This window comes from Brasilonema octagenarum UFV-OR1, assembly GCF_963888615.1.
Classification (GTDB): domain Bacteria; phylum Cyanobacteriota; class Cyanobacteriia; order Cyanobacteriales; family Nostocaceae; genus Brasilonema; species Brasilonema sennae.
Map to the genome: position 1 here is coordinate 32,753 of NZ_CAWPKW010000222.1, position 19,511 is coordinate 52,263.

Consider the following 19,511-nt stretch of genomic DNA (forward strand, 5'->3'; position numbering starts at 1 on the left):
ATCATTTTTGAAAATAAGTAGCCTCCTTTTGGCAGGAGGCCATACTTTACTATATCTAATGACTCTTACATTATTCCCAAAGGAAGAACTAGTGAAACGTTAGAATACGCCTACCGAGTTTTACGAAACCACCGCATGATATTTAGCTCGCCCCGCATTTTTTCTAAATCTTGACGATTGCGCTCTGCTGTAATATAATAACGTTCACAATATTGCTTGAACTCTGAGCGCGTCTGAACTTCTGTGTAAAACTGATGAGTTGTTTGGTATGCAGAAAATGTATCCTCAACTTCGGATTGAGGAGAAGGTATGATTTGCGATAACTCTTGAGACATACTGACTAATTTAAGTTAGAAGTTAAAAGTTGAAAGTCGAACTTATTTTACAAATCTTTATTTATTATGACTTACAGCCATCCCCGCAAGCGATAAGCGAGAATACCAACGTATTCTTTCAAAGCTGACGTAAACATGTGTAAATTATCAACATCAGGTAACACATTTAGCAACGCTGCTTTTGGGGTGCTAGTTAGTTCTTGCAAATCACTGCGACTAACGAGAAAGTCAGTAGGCGTTGGAATAACATCAATACCTTGATGTTGGAAGATAAGAAGCGATCGCGGCATATGAATTGCGGAAGTAACTAGCAAAACACGGCGAATTCCACGAGATTTGAGAATTTTATTGACATTCACCGCATTTTGGTAAGTATTGAGGGAATCGGGTTCCTGTACAATAGCTTCTTTTGGGATACCAATAGCAGTGAGAATACTAGCCATATCCGCTGACTCTGATGAACCGCCTCCCTTCCATTCAATGCGACCACCACTCAAAATGATTATAGGGGCTTTTTTCTGGCGGTAGAGTTGAGCAGCGTAAATGACGCGATCGCCTGCTTCATTTAAATCTACCGATGGTCGTGGTGGCAAAGCTGATTTAGTCGCACCACCCAAAACTACGATAGCTTCTGCCGTTGGTATTTCAGTCAGTGGAAGATGTTGCCATTCTAAAGACTGGACAAGTAATCGAGAAACCCAGCCATTACTAGTAAGTAGCAATAGCATCAGCGCGAATGCAATTGCAAGTGCTGCTGTGCGTGGTCGTTTCCATAACATAAAAAATGCTACCAATAAGCACAAGCAAGCGAGTCCCAGAGGATAGAAAAATAATGGTAGCAATTTAGAGAGATATAAAAACATTTGCCAAATGTCTCAATAGAACTATGAGTTTTTAATTAATTCAGGACTTACGCACTCAAAACCCGAAACCTTGATTTTCCCTTAAAAAGGGGGAATCTTAAAAGCCCCCTTTTTAACTGTGTAGGGGGATCTCTTCTGCGTAAGTCCTACTAACCTAAACCCTCAACTGCTTCCCTCACCAGCTTCGAGACGAAAGGCAAAATTTCGCGGTTCTTAGCATTTGTTTTGCCTTCAGTAAACACAACAAGCAGATAAGGGCGTTTTTCGTTTAACTCTATATAAGCAGCATCATGACGGACTTGACTCGTCCAACCTGCTTTTGACCAAATTTTTGCTTCTTGAGGAAGTCCAGCGCCTAAAAAACCTGTCACTTGGTCTTCTTCAACATCTTTTGGCAAGTCATTCGGGTTAAGACTGCGTTTGAGCAAACTCATCATGGATTGCGATCGCCCACTAGACACCGCCACACCACCAATAATACTGTGTAGCAACCTGGCGGTAGCATTTGTTGTCAGCATATTCCGATTCTCTAGCAACTCTCCTACAAAAGCCCGTTCGCGTCCGTAAGGTCCATCACACCAGGGTTTTTGGCAAACATTAATCGTTTCCATATCTGACCACCCAAAAGACTGGAAATAGCGGTTGACAATATTGCGCTGCTGTTTCCAAGTTTCAAATGGTCCAAGTGATAATTCTGGTCCAGAAGTAGTTCCACTTAAGATATCTACAACTAAACTTGTCGCATCATTGCTAGAATCAACAATCATATCGCGTATAGCTCTTTCCACTTCTAAAGAATTGGAAACCATGTTTTTGTGCAGCCATTCGTTGACTGCGACCAAGTAAAACAACTTCACCACACTTGCAGGGTAAATTCGTTCCACTCCGCGATAAGTGAAACCACGAATCGGGTAGTTCCAAAAATCATCTGGAGTTAATGCACCACCTGTGTTCATTAGTACTGGCGGATCGTAGACAATCCAAGTCAAAGCAATTTGGTTGCGGGCTAAAGTTGGAAATGCAGCCCAAGTTGCTTCTAAAATGCCTAACCCAAGTTTTTCTAGTTGATCGTCTTTATTAAAGAAGAAATTCATTGTTGTTTCACCAATGTCCTTTAACCTAGAATCTCAAATCCAAACTCTCAAATCAGCTGAGTACCAGTGCCTAACTAACGTAAACATATATGATTCTCCTAGTTGTCAACGACTGGCAACTCAAGCTGCAACTGGGCGATATTTGTGGGTAACATCAAACTATCAAGATTGTGCAGTTGAGGTGTGTTTGTCCGAAGATGACTATCCAGGATGGCTATCACTATCCGATTTGGGTTTATTACAATCATGCACTGTACCTTATAAAGCGAAAAGATTTTCGGAATCACAGATAAAAAAACACCTGCCAGAGGTGATTGGGTTTACCCAACAAGCTATGCAACAACCAAATTATTACCTCTGGGGTGGTACGGTAGGACCAAATTACGACTGTTCGGGATTGATGCAAGCGGCGTTCGCCTCGGTAGGTATTCGTATACCCAGAGATGCCTATCAGCAGGAAGGTTTCACCCAAGCCATTTCTATGGCAGAATTACAACCAGGTGACCTTGTTTTCTTCGGAACTTCCCAAAAAGCGACTCATGTGGGACTCTATTTGAAAGATGGCTGCTATATCCATAGTTCCGGCAAAGAAATAGGACGTAATGGAATTGGCATAGATCGTCTTTCGGAACAAGGAGAGAAGGTTAGTCAGTCATATTATCAGCAACTGCGCGGTGCAGGAAGAGTGGTCAGGAATTACGAACCACAAAGACGCTGAGGGAAAGAGAAATATGAGGAGTGGACTGGTTTCTGATAGACTTGCTGGACAAGATGAGGCGATATCCTCAGTTGTTCCAGATGTTTCGGTTGTGGTGCCTGTGCATGATGAAGTGGAAAGTTTGCCTCATTTGCTTGAGGCGATCGCCTTCACTTTATCCGCAACTGAGTTGAGTTATGAAATCATTTGTGTAGATGACGGTTCCACAGATGGTTCAGCAGAGTTTCTTAGAGAACAAGCGCAAATCCGCAACGATTTGAAAGCCGTGATTTTGCGTCGCAATTATGGTCAAACTGCGGCGATGGCTGCTGGGTTTAACTACGCACTTGGTAAAGCAATTGTCACTTTAGATGCTGACCTTCAAAATGATCCTGCTGATATCCCTATGCTATTAGCAAAGTTGGAGGAAGGCTACGATTTGGTCAGCGGTTGGCGGAAAAATCGCCAAGATGGTGCTGTGAATCGATTACTTCCTTCCAAAATTGCCAACTGGTTAATTAGGCGAAGCACGAGTGTGTATATTCATGACTATGGTTGTTCGCTCAAAGCCTACCGCGCCGAACTCGTGGCAGATATGAACCTTTATGGAGAACTGCACCGCTTTCTTCCGGCTTTAGCGTATATTGAAGGAGCTAGAATTACAGAAATGCCCGTGCGTCATCATGCCCGTCGCTTTGGTCGCAGCAAATATGGGATATGGCGGACGTTCCGAGTGTTGATGGATTTGTTAACAATTTTATTTATGAAAAAGTTCCTTACACGCCCAATGCACGTTTTTGGGTTGTGGGGATTGGTTTCAATGGCTTGTGGTGGGGCGATTGGAATTTACTTGACCTTTGTCAAATTTGCTTTTCATCAAAATATTGGCGATCGCCCTTTACTAATTCTGGCAGTTCTTTTGCTAGTAACGGGGGTACAGTTGTTTTGCTTCGGTTTGTTGGCAGAATTACTGATGCGTACTTACCATGAATCCCAAGGACGCCCCATCTATCGTGTGCGTGAAGTAGTCACGAAAGTCTAGCCCCAAAGGGTTGACTTATTTGGAAGTCCACAAAATCTATTTTTATGGCAATCAGCTGTGACTGCATAGCCCGCAATTTGGGTTATGAAATTTCGGCTGGTTTTTTACTCGTCGATTCATACGACATGCGTCCTTGCGCGTACCCATGCACCCCCTCGGCATTAAGCTTACATGAATAAGAGAAAAAAATTGCCAAATATTCAGTATAATCACTAGTTTATATCACTATCACGCCCACTCAATAAAACAAATCGGTCACTTACATGAAGAACTGGTAACTTAGGTTACATAGTTATTTTTACTTATCCAAACCAGACCACTCTTGCGTTAGGATATTGTCACACTTCCCTTTTTCACCATGCCGCCGGGAAGTAGCCCAAGTCGGTAGTCCGATTTGGTGGTGGGTACTTCATAAAGTGTGTTTAAATAGATGAATAGTACATTAGTACTTATAAAGCTTCCAAACCCCACTTCTAAATCCATAAACAAATCCACAAATATATAGATAGAGATACATAGAGGGATCGAATGGCTGTTAACACCACAGATAATGCCGGCAAGCAAAAAGCGCTCAACATGGTACTCAATCAAATTGAGCGTACTTTTGGTAAAGGAACAATCATGCGCTTGGGTGACGCTACCCGGATGCGGGTAGAGACAATTTCTAGTGGAGCACTCACCCTGGATTTGGCGCTAGGTGGCGGTTTACCCAAAGGACGGGTGATTGAGATTTATGGTCCAGAAAGTTCTGGTAAGACCACACTAGCACTGCACGCAGTTGCTGAAATACAAAAAAATGGTGGTATAGCTGCCTACGTTGATGCTGAACACGCCCTTGATCCCGCCTACGCTGCAGCGTTGGGTGTTGACACTGAAAATCTGTTCATTTCGCAACCTGACACTGGGGAAGCTGCTTTAGAAATTGTTGATCAACTTGTCCGTTCTGCTGCAGTAGACATTGTCGTTATTGACTCAGTGGCGGCGCTCGTGCCCCGTGCTGAAATTGAAGGCGAGATGGGAGATGCTCACGTTGGTCTTCAAGCGAGATTGATGAGTCAAGCTTTACGTAAAATTACTGGTAATATTGGTAAATCTGGTTGCTCAGTGATTTTTCTCAACCAGCTGCGCCAAAAAATTGGTGTCAGCTACGGTAACCCAGAAACAACAACTGGTGGTAACGCTCTCAAGTATTATGCTTCAGTACGCTTAGACATTCGCCGGATTCAAACCTTGAAAAAAGGTACAGAGGAATTTGGTAACCGTGTGAAAGTCAAAGTTGCAAAGAATAAAGTAGCACCACCTTTTAGAGTCGCGGAATTTGACATTATCTTTGGTAAAGGTATTTCTACTTTAGGTTGTCTTGTCGATTTGGCAGAAGAAACTGGTATCTTGCTGCGCAAGGGAGCTTGGTACAGCTACAACGGTGAAAACATCTCTCAAGGACGAGACAATGCCATTAAGTACCTAGAAGACAAGCCTGAATTTGCTGAAAAAATTAAGCAGCTGGTGCGTGAAAAACTAGAAATGGGAGCTGTTGTTTCTGCTAACTCTGTGAGCAAGACAAGTGAAGATGAAGAAGATGAGGACTTAGAGCTAGTCGAAGAAGAGTAACACTAGCACTTTTGTTGTTTGGTGGGTGGAGCGATCGCTCCACTTATCAAACTAATGCAACTTGCTAGTACAGTACCGCGTAATTAAATATTTAGATGAATCAGGATTTTGTGTATCGAGCGAACCGGGCTACACCCCTCACCTCGATTAACAACCAAGGGGTAATCGGGGGTGTAGGAACAAGAAGTGACAGCGCGATCGCGTTCCACTATCTCTTTCGCACAAGAACCAGGTAAAGATGTTACCAAGTGCGGTACACGAGGTAGAGTAACTCTGAATTTGAGATTTCTGATATTAGATTGTCAAAGGTCTACGATGAAAAGTTGATATCAAATTTGAATATTGATTAAATAGTCTTGTACTACAAAAAGATTGTGTGTATACTTATATACTAAATTTTTAAGATGAAAAGCATATCGCTGACTTTTTGTTTAAACTCTAGTGGATACTAAATAAGTTACACAGTTAAATTAAATATTTTTGCTTAAAAAGACTGATTTTCGTTAGTAAATCTTAACGACGCTGAAAAATCAAATTGGCACGATTTTTGCACAAAACATTATTATCAGACACGTTGGAAAATATGTAATGTTTCAACCAGCAAAATATCAGTCAGGTCGTTTAGGTGTATTCTTAGTTCTGGCTGTGAGTAGTTTAGCGATCACCGTGGAAACTCCCGCATTTGCTCAACCACAACCCCAAGACATACAAATTTTTACACCAGATAGCTCTTCGCCACCCCCACCAGAACCAGCAGCGCGACCAGTCCCCCCAGCAGAGGTTAATCCAAGAGTGCAAAATCCTCGACCAAGTATATTTAGGGAACCTCCATATAACCGTTATTACGAGGCTCAAGCACCACGTCCTCCACAGAAGCCAGGAAAACGACCACACAAGAAGGGTCCTCGCCCAGATCAGGAGCCAGCAAAGGCTCCCAGACCAGATGGACGGAATGGTCCGCCCCCACCTCGTGCACGTGGAAATGAAGTAGCCCCTCCACCTCCTGCACGTGGTAATGAAGCAGCTCCTCCACCTCCTGCACCACAATAGTAATTGATGAAGTGTTACCTGTGGTTCCCAGGCTGGGCTTGGGAACCGGGGCAACGTTTTAGGATAGGTTTAGTATTTTGTCTTGGTGACGGGGTAAGATGCTGCGCCAAGTTTAGTAGTTTTGGTTGGTTTGGTGCGACCGCCAGTGCTTTTTTATAGTACATTCTTGCTTCATCAACTTTGCCAAGTTTTAACAGTGCGTGAGTTAAATCTGATGTGACGATGGTCAAACCTCTTTCATTTTTTAAAATTTTGTCGATTTCAAAACCTTTTATAAGTTGAATAACAGCTTCTTCTAAGTTTTTATGTGCAAGTAAAGCTTGACCCATTGCAGTATAAACTTTTGCTAGATGTTCTTGGTCGCCTAATTGCTCGCCTAATTTGATACTTTCTTGGAAAAACATCAGCGCTAATTTATACTTTTCCTCTCCTCCCTGTTTGTGTAATACTCTACCCAGACTGTTAAGAATTATTGCTTGTCCACGTTGGTCTTCCTCTTTTCTAGATAAGTCATAACATTGTCGGAGAATTTTCTCTGCTTCATTCCATTTTTGTTGTTTCATTAGTACTCTGCTTAGAGTGTTAAGGGCAGTTGAGAGAGGTTTTATCTCATCTAAATCGGCATAAATCTCTTGACTGCGCTTTAACATTTCTTCAGCTTCTTTCCATTGATATTGTAATTCTAGAATCATACCTATATTATTTAATGAGATAGCCGAGCTTTTCTGGTTTCCTAGTTTTTCAGATATGTCGTAACTGCTTTTAAAAGCTTCTCTCGCTTTATCTAGTTGCTTTTGTTCGAGCAAGAAGTTACCCTTTTTATGCAACATCTCAGCTAAATAGGTAAGTGCTATTGACTTATGCTCCTGGTTGTTTAATTCTTCTTCGACAGCGATAATACGCTCAAGAGTCGAAATAGCTTTTTCAATTTCACCCTGTTCGCGCAGTACCGCACTCAGAGTCGTTAGTGTCATCGCTATGCCACGTTTGTTATCTAGCTGTTGCTCAATATCAGTAATACGCTCAAGAATTTTTATCGCCTCTTCAAGATCACCCTGTTCACGCAGTACAGCAGCTAGACTTGTTAGGGTAATTGTCAAGCCGCGTTGGTTGCCAAACTGTTCTTGAATGGCAACACTACGATGAAAAGCATCGATAGCTTCATCGAGTTTATTTTGCAGCTGTAAAACACCACCCAAGCAGTTTAAACCTCTTGCTTCAGAATCTTTATCATCAAGTTCTTTGCTGATTTCAATTTGACAGCGAAAAGCCTCGACAGCTTGATCGAGTTTATTTTGCTGCCGTAAAACACCAGCTAAGCAGTTTAAACCGATTGCTTCTTGGCGTTTGTCATCGAGTTGTTGGCTGATTTCAATTTGACGGCGAAAAGCATCGACGGCTTCATCGAGTTGGTTTTGCTGCTGTAAAACATTACCTAAGCAGTTTAAATCTCTTGCTTCTTGGCGTTTATCATCGAGTTGTTGACTGATTTTAATACTGCGGCGAAAAGCATCGACGGCTTCATCGAGTTTGTTTTGCTGCTGCAAAACACCAGCTAAGCAGTTTAAACCTCTTGCTTCTTGGCGTTAATCATCAAATTGTTGGCTGATTTCAATTTGACGATGAAAAGCATCGACGGCTTCAGCAAGTTTGCTTTGCTTTTGCAAAGCACTTCCTAAGCTATTTAGCACAATTGACAAACCATCTGGTTCATCCAATAGTTCTTGGATAGCTAAAGCTTGTTTGAGAGTATCTACAGCCTGGTCTAATTTGTGTTGTCGCCATTGTATACTTCCAAGGGTAGTAAGCCACTTTGCATGATAGCGGTGACGGGTTGCCTGGATTTCGATTTTTTGCAGTATTCCGGAAATAGGGGCAAGTACTACCTCAGCATTCAAATATTGTTTTTCCAGAGAAAGATACTTTGCTTGTTGAATGCGAAATTTAACTACCAATTCCCAATCCTCAAATCGTTCCGCTAAAAGTTGGAACCGGAACATGAATGCTACTGCTTGTTTCCAGTAGCCATATTTTTCAAAAAATTCTTGCAGCCGAAATGCAAATTCATAGTCAGGACTTTGTTGATGTTGCAACCAATCAGCAACCAAAATAATACCGTTAATATCCTCTGCGATCGCACTATCAACAAAACCAACATCGCTGGATTTAACTAAATTGATAAAAAATTCAGCGTGTCGAGTTGCTGCATCATCTCGCAATCCGCGTTCAACTGCCAACTCATGAGCAAACGCACGAATTAACGGATGAAAAACAAATCGATTCTCTCCTACCTCAGCATAGTTAAGTAGTGAAAACCGACATAACCAATCGAGGTCATCTTGTGCCGTATACTCATCACTATAATTACCTGTTGCTGTTGCAGAACGTCGAGAAAATCCATCCTCAGCACAAACACTTAAGCAGGAGAAAAAATCAATTTGCTCTGGCTGAAGTTCTTTTAAACTAAGTGAGAAGCAAGCACGAACATCCCAATGTTCATCTTTTGCAACCCTTAATCTTTCCAATCGTCGTCTTTCTTCTCGCAATGAAGCTGCATAGTCTGCCAGACGACGATTTAGGTTCGATTTTAGCGCAGCGCCGATAATTTGTAATGCTAGGGGTAAATAGCCTGCTAACTCGATAATTTCTTCAGATATTTCAGGTTCGGCTGCGACGCGCTTTTCGCCTAATAGCTTTTGCAGCAGGAGTAATGATTCTGGTTTCGAGAGCGGTTTAACTTCAATTCTACCTTGATCGGGAATATCTAACGAAATGGACAAGAAGCGATCGCGTGTGGTGATAATAACCGCGCATCTGTTGCCATCTGGATATAATTCCTTAATAATATTGGCATCTTCAGCATTATCGAAAATCAACAGTATCCGACGATGAGCAAACACATCTTGCATGATGGTTTTTGCGTCTCGCTCATCTTCCGGTTCTACTTCTTCTCCACAACGTCGAGCAAAATCACGAGCGATGGTGTCTGCATCTTTACCATCAACCCGCAAACCAATGACACCATCAGGAAAATCTGCTTTGTGTAACGTAGCGAAGTGACAAGCAAGCGCTGATTTGCCGATACCCCCAGTACCAGCCAAACCAGCGATGCTGCACAGTTTGGTTCCTTGACGATGAATCAGCAGTTCTTGAAGTTGCTGCAATTCTTCGTCTCTACCAGTAAAACTAGAGACATCTTTTTGTGGCAATATAAAAGGTATTTGAAAAGGCAGAGACGTTGAATTATTAGCTTTTTTCTGCCTTTCGCTTATTTCTGCTTCTAATCTGTTAATATTTTCATTACATTCTTTAATCTTGCGGTGAAGAGAATATTTTTGTTCGGGGTCTGCCGTTTCAACTTTTTCTACCTCAAAAAAGTCACGCTTATCCCGCCAAGAATTAAGCGCTTTTTCTAAACTAGCAAACTCCTCTTGCTTCATCCTCTACCTCTAAACAGCGATTTTACCTGTTGCCATGACCGAACCATTAAAGCTTCTGTATCCATTTCCAACTCATAGGATGCAATAGCCGGAACAATAGGTAAAGCTACTTTTAACTTTGCACTTGCCGTTTTTCCTGGTTCGTCAAGCTTGGTACGAATTTCTGTTAACAAACGCAGCAACTCATCGGGGTAGTTAATTGAACGTTGCATTTCTAAACGTTCAACAGCTTCCATAACCCGCATCAAAGCATTTTCGGCTTGCAAATCCGAAATAAAATAAGCATCAGCCCTTTGATAAAGGAGTTCTCCATATTCAACCTCATACTTGCGAACATCCGGTAAGATTTCTCGTTTAATTCGCATCTTCAATTCGGTTTTAGCAGGGGTACTGGCTGTGACAACAAGTTCCTTTTGAAATTCCCCAAGCTTTTCGTATAAAATTTCTAAAATATCTTCAAGAGAAGTTAATCGTTGACGGCTAATTTCTTGAGAGCGCATAAGCAATCGTATTTATTCAAGATAATCGCATTTCTACGTATTATTCATGATTATAACCAACTTATCCGGTTAAATTAGGTTTGTGTTCAGTGGAAAATTACTGAAATGAACATAAAAATATACCATCAATCCTTGTATCAAGCCCTGAGCGACACGCAGATAGCTATTTTGACCCCTACACCCTTACACCCTTATACCCTGCCCTACGGGCATCTTACGACGACTAGATGAATCAACACCTGCCATTTTGCGGTACTTGGTCACGGTTCTGCGAGCGATGGGTAGACCAAACCGCAACTTAATCCACTGTGCCAATTGGTCATCACTATAAGGCTTTGCAGGAGATTCTTCTTGAATTAGTTGCTGAATGAACTGCTGTATTTGTTGTGGGGTGTGTCCACCAACACGAGCAGGTGTGCAAAGCTTTTGTAACGGTACAATCTGGCTTGGTTGTCCACCAATTAACAGATATCGCTCGCGCACAATCCGACTGATAGTTGCATTTGAGAGTCCCACCGCTTGAGCAACCATTTGTTGTGGTGTAGGAACAAGATCCAACGCGTCTCGACTGGAAAGAAAAGCTTGCTGACGAGCAACCAAAAACTCTCCCACTTTCAAGAGATTATCTTGCCATTGGTTCAATGCAGTGAGTAAAGAACGAGCTTTCTGCAACAGAACTTCCAGTCGTTGAGTTTCTTTGGTTTTACGATGTGGGCGGTTGAGAACAGCAACAGCTTCCTCATCCAGGTAGAAATCTCGACTCACCTCGTAAGCTAACATAACTTGCCAACCGCCTGCATGAGGTTCTGCTTTCAAATCGGGGGTGACAATTGGTGCGGGGCTGTGACTAAAGTTCCTGGCTGGTCGAGGTTCTAGCGTTTGAATCTGGCGAATAGCACTCTTGAGTGTTTCAGAATCAAGACTAGATCTTGTCTGTCGCAGCTTTTGCAGTAGCGCCTCTCGGTGACATTGTGCCTCAGTGGAATTGCTGACACAAGCTGCTATCTCCTCTAAGTAATCCCTGACTAATAGTGTTGCTAAATTTTCGGGTTGATTTGGAAGTTGTAATAAGAGACATTCTTGAAGCGATCGCGCACCAATCCCCAGCGGATCCAAACCTTGCAAATCAGGAATCACGGCTTCTAGTTCGCTAATAGAAAATCCACTACCCGCCGCCCAAACTTGCGGTGATTCTTCTAAGTAGCCAGATGGAGATAACCATTCAATCAAGTAAAGTAAGGCTTTTTGCTGCCGAGAAGATAGGTTAAGGGCTGAAATTTGTCCTTGCAGATGTTCTTGAAGACTAAGTTCTGCCGCTGGTGGAGTGTACCAATCTGGTAAAACATCTGACACCAGAGTTTCTTTATTGCCAGAACTCGTCGTGCTGCGCAAAAAAGGATTTTGTTCAACTTCATTTCTAACATGCTTAATAACCCGTCGATGATCCAAGGGCAGCAGATGCACAAGATAGCGCAAGCTTGGATAAAGGACTGCTTGAGTCTCTAAGTGGGTTTCTACCGAAGGTGTGGATATGAGTGCAGACATGATTTTCTGCTCCTATTGTGGTTGTGACTCTTGACTCAAAATCAGATGATCTGGTAATATTGTTCTTCCACCGGAAAGGACTGCAGCACGTTCCAGTGTGTTTTGCAATTCACGTACATTTCCGGGAAAATGGTAGCTTGTGAGTTTCTCCATTGCTGCTATTGTGAGTGCTAAACGCTTGAGTCCTCGACGTAAGGCAATGGTGCTCAAAAAGTACTGGGTTAGCTGTTCCAGATCTTCAGGGCGATCGCGCAATGGTGGCATATCAATCCGCACTACGTTGAAACGATAGTATAAATCTTCGCGAAATTGGTTATGCCTAACCATCTGCTCTAAATTCCGATTAGTAGCGGCGAGAATTCGCACGTCTACAGTACGAGTTTGGTTACTTCCCAGCCGTTCAAAGGAGTGGTCTTGTAAGACACGCAACAACTTACCCTGAATCACAGGGCTAAGCTCCCCGACTTCATCCAGAAAGATTGTACCACCGTTTGCTTGTTCAAAGCGACCAATTCGCAGGTGATTTGCTCCGGTAAAAGCACCTTTTTCATGTCCGAATAACTCAGCTTCTAGCAAATGTTCTGGGAGGGCGGCACAGTTGACTTTCACCAATGGTCCCTTACGACGGGGACTGGTAGTATGGAGTGTGGAAGCGACTAATTCTTTACCAGTGCCTGACTCTCCGGTGATAAGAACAGTGGTGTTTCCAGGAGCAACGCGTCCGATGAGTTTGAAGACTTCTTGCATGGCGGGCGATCGCCCCAATAACTCATCCGACTGATCCAAACTCTGCAAGTCTGACTCTCCCAGTTTATACACAGGTTCTTGATGATGGGCAAGCGCCTTTTGGGTGATATTAACTAAGTCTTCTAAATCAAAAGGTTTGGTTAGGTAATCGTAAGCACCCAACTGCATGGCTTCAATTGCTGTACGACTTGTACCGTAAGCAGTCATGACGATGACAGGTAACTCAAACAGTCTTTGTTCTAGAGTTTTTAGGACTGTGATTCCTTGGGTTTTGGGCATCTTTAAATCTAGGAAGACTAAATCAGGATGAGTTGTGTTGTCAGTGAGGAGTTTTAAACCCTGTTCTCCATCTGCTGCTTGGAGGACTTGATAGCCTTCGTCTTGAAGAATTTGGGCGATCGCCTGCCGCAGTGCTTTTTCATCATCAATAATCAGAATTTTAGCCATTTTCTATTTTGCTGAGAAATTTGGAAGAGAAAACGAACCGCGAAGGACGCAAAGGACGCAAAGAAAGAAAAGTTTGAGAGAGTTTTTGCGTAAGTTTTAAGGTAAATAAATACTAAATCGTGTTTTTCCTGGAGATGATTCCACTTGGATGTATCCCCCATGTCGAGTTACAATCTCATGACTGATTGAGAGTCCCAGTCCTGTTCCTTCTGGTTTGGTGGAATAGAATGGATCAAAAATACGTTCTTGCTCTTGTGGTGGTAAACCTGCTCCTTTGTCTTCTACCCAAGCGACAAAGTAACGATCTTTTTGCTGATTTTTAACGTCTGATTCCTTTTCCACTCCCACGGTTACTTGTTGTCCTTCAGGGCTAGCTTGAATGGCATTGAGAATCAAATTGACCATCACTTGTCCGAGTTCGCGGCGACGCAAGGGAGTTTCTGGTATTGGGTGAGTGGGAGTTTGGTAGACTAAATCTACTCCTTGTTCTTCGGCTTTGAGACGCAACAGCGAGACGGATTCCAAGACAATTTCTTCTAAGGATGTCAGAACTAAAGCTTCCTGCTGCTGATTTTTGTCAAAATATAACAGTCTCTGTACAAGATGCTCCAGACGGTCTACTTGTTCTAGCAGACTATCAATAGGCAATGTGGTTAAGCCTTGCTTTCGCAGTTGACGGTCAGTGTACTGTAAATTGAGACGCATACTAGCAAGGGGATTGCGGATTTCGTGAGCAACACCGGCGACTAGCTGTCCTAGTGAAGCCAGTCGTTCTACACGATGCAAACGCTGCTCCAACTCTTGACGACGGGCTTGCATTGTGTTGATAGCCGCTCCCAACATTCCCATCTCAGCAGGTAGGGGTGGAATTTCATTTGCCTGATTCGCTTCCATTGCCTTAATGCTTTGTTGTAGCCGTTGCACACCCCACTGTAACTGAAGCGCAATGGCAAAAGTCCAAAAACCCACCACCAAAATTCCCAAGACAACTGGTACGCTAAAAATTTTTTGCTGGCTGTCTTTTGTGCGAGGTATCCGTTTCATTGTCCATACTGCCCCCCAGGCTGACAGAGGATCTGCGCGCACCAGCACAACGTCTAGCTTAGGACGCAGCACCAATTCTTGGGGCAATCCTTGACTTGTCGCCTGTCGTGCCAGTTGGAGAATTGTGTCTCGTTCTGCTGGTGGAATATCGCTTTTGGGCACAGGTGCACCGTGTGTGGGATAAGCATAGCCCAGAAGTTGATCTCGCTCTAACAGGTAAAAGCCACCTTCAACTCGCCCAAAGTTCGCTAGTACTTCAGTGGAAAGCTCTTGTAAAGGTCTATTTATTTTTCGTTTGGGAACTCCCATCTCAAAAAGACCTGATTCCCAAAACAGTTTGATTAAATGCGTGTTGGCTCTGGCAAGTTCTTGCTGATTACGAGCCACCACTGCGCCTTCAAAACTTTCAAACAGTTGCACTAACAGCAATAGTGCCACCCCGCTTAAACCTAGAAATAGAATACTTAAAATAGTTAGCTGTTGCCGCAATGTCCAGCGTCGGAGTTTCATTAAAGATTGGGTTCATTGAAGGGTGATCTGTGTCAATAGTGTCACATATCTTATCCTGCCTTACTCAAATGCATCTAGCCTGTATCTTTGGCACGATTTTTGCACAACATAATTGTGAACCAGGCATTGTGTAGCAGATATATGCCTGACAATCACTTCTGATCTATTCACGGAGACTTTACCATGAATCATCCCAATGATCGTATATCTAGTCAAACGGCTGCTGATGCATTTGCTCTTGCTGCTAAGTTGCAGGCGCAGCGACATCAAGATTACTCAACTGCAGAATTGATGCAGGCAGCAGCAGAAGCAAATATTTCACCAGAAGCTCTTCAGGAAGCATTAAAATTGATGCAGGCAAAACAGATGGAAGACCAGACGCAAAGGGATAAGCTGCGGCTGATGCTTGGTAGTGGGGCTGTGGGGGTGGCGATTGCTCTCAGTAGTATCTGGGCTTACACTGCGATGACTAGAAATCCAGCTTGGAGTGCAACCTCATCTGAAATCAATGCAGTACAACCAAATCCTCGCAATGCTAACCAGCTAACTGCAAGTACTTCACAGCCCCCAGATTCACCACCAGTTCCTCTAGACAATAATGCAACCACATTGACAGGTAAAATTCAGCAATACCTCCTCAACCCTGAAGGTAGAGTGGATGGGTTATTGCTCAACAATGGACTGCAAGTGAAAGTTCCACCACACCTGAACAGAAATTTAGTTGCACAAGTCAGTCTAGGAACTGAGATTAGCGTCACAGGTAAAACCGGCGTGTCCACATCCTTTGGACAAGAAATCAAAGCAAGGGAAATCACGAATCGTCAAACCCAACAGACAATCACAAACAAAGCAATTGCTGACGCACCCCCCCCAGCACCAACTCCCACTGATTACAGCAGTTTATCAGCCGAAGGAAAAGCCCAAAAATGGTTGGTTGGACATCGAGGAGAAATCAATGGCGTGATTCTCTCTTCAGGAGTACAAGTGAAGTTTCCACCTCATATTGGCAATCAACTTGTTGATACGGCTCAAGTTGGTGACAAAGTACAAGTGCAGGGTTTTGGTACTCGCAATAAATACGGGGAAGTTATTAAAGCTACTACGTTAAAGGTGAATGAACGTAGTGTGGGTGTTGCTCCTTAAAAAAAGTTAAGGAATCCAAAAGACGCCAGGAAAATGACTAATGACTGCCAAAACATCGTTAACTTGATTTGTACCAACCTAAGCTCATCATGAATAATCAACCTTCAGAAACAAGAAACAGCGCTAGACAGTTCGCGAAAATTTACATTGATTGTGGTGATCCTTTAGGTTGGTTTGAAGCACTATATTTAGCTGCTAATGAGAATCCTTATGTAATTCCTTGGGCTGATATGAAGCCAAATCCGAATATACTAGCTTGGATTGATAAAAAAGCACCGTCTTTTTTCCAGGGTTTACAAGTTCTTGTAGTTGGATGTGGACTTGGAGATGATGCAGAAAAATTTGCTGAACTTGGTTGTCATGTAGTTGCGTTTGATATTTCTTTGACGGCTATCAAGTGGTGTCAGCAACGCTTTCCATTATCATCAGTGAAGTATGTTGCGGCAGATTTACTTAAACCTCCAACTGAGTGGAATCAGTCGTTTGATCTTGTTATTGAAGCATATACTTTACAAGTTTTACCTCCTGACATTCGTACATCTGCACTAGAAAAAATAGCTAGTTTTGTTCGACCGCAAGGTAGGTTACTAATTGTTGCACGTGGACGCGATGAAGAAAATCCACCTGGTACAATGCCATGGCCACTTACGAAAACAGAACTTTCCGAGGATGCTGTTGGGTTAAATGCTATCTCTCCTTTAGAAGACTACTTTGATAATGAAGTACCACCCGTCAGGCGATTTAGAATCGAATTTATCAATCATAATTATCTGGTAGAAACTGAAGCTAAATAAGTATAAAATTATAGTTTTTTTAAACTTTTGAGGTAAAAAATATATTAGTAATCTTTCACTTGTAAAAAGAAGAAAGTACATTTGTATATTATTCTTCTCTATTAAGTGTTTCCTACCTCAACGAGTAATTTCACAACTTCTGGACGGATTGCTATAGAACTCATATTTAATTTTGACAAAATTAGGTACATTTTCTGTTAAGTGTTAAGCCTTGCATACCTCCACTTTATCAATTCACAAAATCAAACAGGCTTCCTAATATATCAATTTGATGTCAGATGACAAATGCAACTCCTAAGCGAAAATTAGCAAATTCAGCTTTTTTATATCTTCTATATCCTGATGTAGATACACTCCTCAGTTGTTGGCGTCAGAATTAAGCAGTGACACCATACTAGGAAATCATTCACTCATGTCAGAAGATCAACGTATAGAAGAAAAAATGCTTTCCCGCGAAGCTGAGAAGCAACTTTCTAAACAGCTAGATACAGCAGACAAAATAGACGTAGATATACAAACTGATTTCCTGAAATTATTGCAGGGTATGGTAGATGGAGTTTCTGTTTAAGGTCAGGGACTGGTCAAACAAGATATTCGCATACAGGAAATCAAGCTGCAAATAGATAACGTCGCAGTTAATCCATTCAGTGTTCTCTTTGGTCAAGTTGAACTGAATGAACCAGTTAATATCACTACTCGTGTTGTCATGACAGAAAAAGATATTAACCGTGCTATGATTTCCGAGTTTATCCGTAGCAAGATGCCAACTTTTAAGTTTAATGCCGATGGTAAAACTGTATCTTTATATCCAGAGGAGATACAAATGAAGCTACTAGAGGATAACAAAATGACAGTGGCGTTAAAAGTGACATTAACAGAGGATGGAAATACTCGTCCATTAAGTTTTACAGCACAATATTCCCCACGTACCGACGAAAAACCTATCATTTTAGAATATTTTAACTGCACTCAAGGAGAAGGAATTTCACTTGAAGTCGTTGTTGCGTTAATGCAAAAAGTGAAAGAATTGGTAAAATTACCAAGTTTTAAATATGAAAATGTCGTGTTACAAATCAGAAAAATGGAAATACAAAAAGAGATTATGATACTTTTGGTAGATGCTCGTTTAAAAACAATTCCATCCTTCTGATATTTTTGAAGTTTTGATTCAGAAAAAGACGTACATCAACTAAGTTGTAAAAAGTAAATACCTTTGCATATGCTGTATCTGCTTAACTGCTGCATAGGAAAATAGACCTAAAAGTGTACTTTTAGAGATATAGACAGCTCTAAATTTCAATGATGAAATAAGATTGGTTTGCTCGAGTTATATTTATGGATGAAAAAAGTAGAGAACCAAGTCAGAAAAGTTTAAAAGCACTCGATTTCTTAAATCTTTTTCTATCAGATGTACGTGATGGCGTTGGTCCATATTTAGCTATTTTTTTGAAAGCTTCAGAAAATTGGCATCCAGCCGATATTGGAATTGCAATGTCCGCTTCAACTGTTGCAACAGTCATTGCACAGACACCAGCAGGTGGGTTGGTAGATAGATTGCGTCAAAAACGAATGTTGATTGTGGCGGGTGCGACGCTTGTATCTATTGGTTGTATTGTAATAGCACTGTTACCGAGTTTTCCGGTAGTTATTGGTGGTCAAATTTTAATTGGTTTAGCAGCGGCTGTGTTTCCACCGGCGATCGCCGCTATTAGTTTAGGACTAGTAGGACATAATAAATTTGATCGCCGAGTTGGTCGCAATGAGGCGTTTAATCATGGGGGTAATGTACTTGCAGCAGTTTTGGCTGGTGTGGCAGGTCATTTTATTACTCGCAAAGGCATCTTTTTTCTGGTTGCAGCAATGGCGGGGGCTAGTGCAGTCGCCGTTTCGAGGATTCGTGAAAAGGAAATTGACCATGAATTAGCGCGTGGGGCTGCAGCAGAGGATGAGGACACTCCAGAAAAAGAGGGGCATCAAGTCTCTGGGTTTATGCAGTTGTTTAGCGATCGCCGCATACTTTTATTTTGTCTTGCAGTAATTCTGTTTCACTTTGCCAATGCGGCGATGTTACCACTCGTCGGTCAAAGACTCTCAGAAGGCAAAGCTACAGGAGCTACACTTTATATGTCAGCTTGCATCATCGTAGCTCAGTTGGTGATGATTCCTTCTGCTAGTTTGGCTGGTCGTTTGGCCCATACTGCCAGAAAACCTGTCTTTTTGCTTGCCTTTGCTGTGTTGCCAATTCGTGGTGTACTTTATACTCTAACGGATAATCCTTATTTTTTGGTTTCTGTACAGATTTTAGATGGAGTTGCTGGCGGTATTTTCGGAGTACTTTCTGTACTCATGGTTGCGGATTTAACTAAGGGCACAGGTCGGTTTAATATCACACAAGGAGCATTAAATACTGCTATTGGTATAGGTGCTGGTCTGAGTAATCTGATAGCTGGGTTTGTTGTGGAAAAGGCTGGCTACAATACTGCTTTTTTGGGCTTGGCTGCGATCGCCGCTGTTGCTACTGTTATTTTCTGGATGTTGGTACCAGAAACCAAAGGTTCACACAAAGCACAATCTTTGGTTTCAAGCGAGTCTTGAGAAAAACTCTATGAATAACGATCTATCGTAAAAGTATAGGGCACATTATACAAC

The 19,511-nt window shown here is 42.2% G+C and carries 16 protein-coding genes and 3 pseudogenes; 8 read left to right on the forward strand and 11 right to left on the reverse strand.

The features are described from left to right. Positions 1–110: 110 nt before the first annotated feature. The 3 genes from AC5590_RS17570 to AC5590_RS17580 form a co-directional block, all read right to left on the reverse strand. Positions 111–335, reverse strand: a complete 225-nt coding sequence (locus AC5590_RS17570) for a hypothetical protein (RefSeq protein WP_169264809.1) — start codon at positions 333–335, stop codon at positions 111–113. Positions 336–406: 71 nt separating this feature from the next. Beyond that, the gene (locus AC5590_RS17575) at positions 407–1,198 is read right to left on the reverse strand and encodes a YdcF family protein (protein ID WP_169264810.1); all 792 of its coding nucleotides are present in this window, start codon (positions 1,196–1,198) and stop codon (positions 407–409) included. A 149-nt stretch (positions 1,199–1,347) separates the two neighbouring features. Next, positions 1,348–2,292, reverse strand: coding sequence for a serine hydrolase (locus AC5590_RS17580; RefSeq protein ID WP_169264811.1), 945 nt, complete (start codon positions 2,290–2,292; stop codon positions 1,348–1,350). Positions 2,293–2,305: 13 nt separating this feature from the next. Here AC5590_RS17580 and AC5590_RS17585 point away from each other — a divergent pair, with 13 nt between their 5' ends. The 3 genes from AC5590_RS17585 to recA all read left to right on the forward strand — a co-directional run bounded on the left by AC5590_RS17585 (position 2,306) and on the right by recA (position 5,642). Further along, the gene (locus AC5590_RS17585) at positions 2,306–3,010 is read left to right on the forward strand and encodes a C40 family peptidase (protein WP_169264812.1); all 705 of its coding nucleotides are present in this window, start codon (positions 2,306–2,308) and stop codon (positions 3,008–3,010) included. Positions 3,011–3,023: 13 nt separating this feature from the next. Beyond that, on the forward strand, positions 3,024–4,031 hold the full coding sequence (locus AC5590_RS17590) for a glycosyltransferase family 2 protein (protein WP_169264813.1): 1,008 nt from the start codon (positions 3,024–3,026) through the stop codon (positions 4,029–4,031). Positions 4,032–4,559: 528 nt separating this feature from the next. Beyond that, positions 4,560–5,642, forward strand: a complete 1,083-nt coding sequence (recA, locus tag AC5590_RS17595) for a recombinase RecA (RefSeq protein WP_169264814.1) — start codon at positions 4,560–4,562, stop codon at positions 5,640–5,642. Positions 5,643–5,773: 131 nt separating this feature from the next. Here the strand turns inward: recA and AC5590_RS17600 are convergent. Further along, positions 5,774–5,935, reverse strand: a pseudogene (locus AC5590_RS17600) (aspartate aminotransferase family protein); the annotation flags it as partial. 295 nt (positions 5,936–6,230) lie between these two features. Here AC5590_RS17600 and AC5590_RS17605 point away from each other — a divergent pair. Next, complete coding sequence (locus AC5590_RS17605; RefSeq protein WP_169264815.1) at positions 6,231–6,692, forward strand: hypothetical protein; 462 nt, start codon at positions 6,231–6,233, stop codon at positions 6,690–6,692. 14 nt (positions 6,693–6,706) lie between these two features. On the opposite strand, the gene AC5590_RS17610 is transcribed toward AC5590_RS17605, so the two are convergent. The 7 genes and pseudogenes from AC5590_RS17610 to AC5590_RS17640 form a co-directional block, all read right to left on the reverse strand. Then, entirely contained in the window at positions 6,707–7,522 is an 816-nt protein-coding gene (locus AC5590_RS17610) for a tetratricopeptide repeat protein (RefSeq protein ID WP_370460712.1), read from the reverse strand. 69 nt (positions 7,523–7,591) lie between these two features. Then, a pseudogene (locus AC5590_RS17615) lies at positions 7,592–8,257 on the reverse strand (tetratricopeptide repeat protein); the annotation flags it as partial. 21 nt (positions 8,258–8,278) lie between these two features. Continuing rightward, on the reverse strand, positions 8,279–10,132 hold the full coding sequence (locus tag AC5590_RS17620; RefSeq protein WP_169264817.1) for a tetratricopeptide repeat protein: 1,854 nt from the start codon (positions 10,130–10,132) through the stop codon (positions 8,279–8,281). Continuing rightward, the gene (locus AC5590_RS17625; protein WP_169264818.1) at positions 10,129–10,632 is read right to left on the reverse strand and encodes a hypothetical protein; all 504 of its coding nucleotides are present in this window, start codon (positions 10,630–10,632) and stop codon (positions 10,129–10,131) included. The genes AC5590_RS17620 and AC5590_RS17625 overlap by 4 nt, the downstream gene beginning before the upstream one ends. Positions 10,633–10,815: 183 nt before the next feature. Next, entirely contained in the window at positions 10,816–12,177 is a 1,362-nt protein-coding gene (locus AC5590_RS17630) for an RNA polymerase factor sigma-54 (protein ID WP_169264819.1), read from the reverse strand. 12 nt (positions 12,178–12,189) lie between these two features. Further along, positions 12,190–13,371 (reverse strand): sigma-54-dependent transcriptional regulator, encoded by a 1,182-nt coding sequence (locus AC5590_RS17635; RefSeq protein WP_169264820.1) that lies wholly within the window; start codon positions 13,369–13,371, stop codon positions 12,190–12,192. Between the two features lie 96 nt (positions 13,372–13,467). Then, a complete protein-coding gene (locus tag AC5590_RS17640) occupies positions 13,468–14,925 on the reverse strand; it encodes a sensor histidine kinase (protein ID WP_169264821.1) in 1,458 nt (485 codons plus the stop codon). 183 nt (positions 14,926–15,108) lie between these two features. Between AC5590_RS17640 and AC5590_RS17645 the strand changes: the two genes are divergently transcribed. The 4 genes and pseudogenes from AC5590_RS17645 (at position 15,109) to AC5590_RS17660 (ending at position 19,457) form a co-directional block, all read left to right on the forward strand. Further along, entirely contained in the window at positions 15,109–16,068 is a 960-nt protein-coding gene (locus tag AC5590_RS17645) for a hypothetical protein (RefSeq protein ID WP_169264822.1), read from the forward strand. A gap of 89 nt (positions 16,069–16,157) precedes the next feature. Continuing rightward, positions 16,158–16,862, forward strand: a complete 705-nt coding sequence (locus tag AC5590_RS17650) for a class I SAM-dependent methyltransferase (RefSeq protein ID WP_169264823.1) — start codon at positions 16,158–16,160, stop codon at positions 16,860–16,862. A 412-nt stretch (positions 16,863–17,274) separates the two neighbouring features. Next, positions 17,275–18,012: pseudogene (locus tag AC5590_RS17655) on the forward strand (LmeA family phospholipid-binding protein). A 185-nt stretch (positions 18,013–18,197) separates the two neighbouring features. Next, positions 18,198–19,457, forward strand: coding sequence for an MFS transporter (locus AC5590_RS17660; RefSeq protein WP_169264824.1), 1,260 nt, complete (start codon positions 18,198–18,200; stop codon positions 19,455–19,457). Positions 19,458–19,511: the final 54 nt, after the last annotated feature.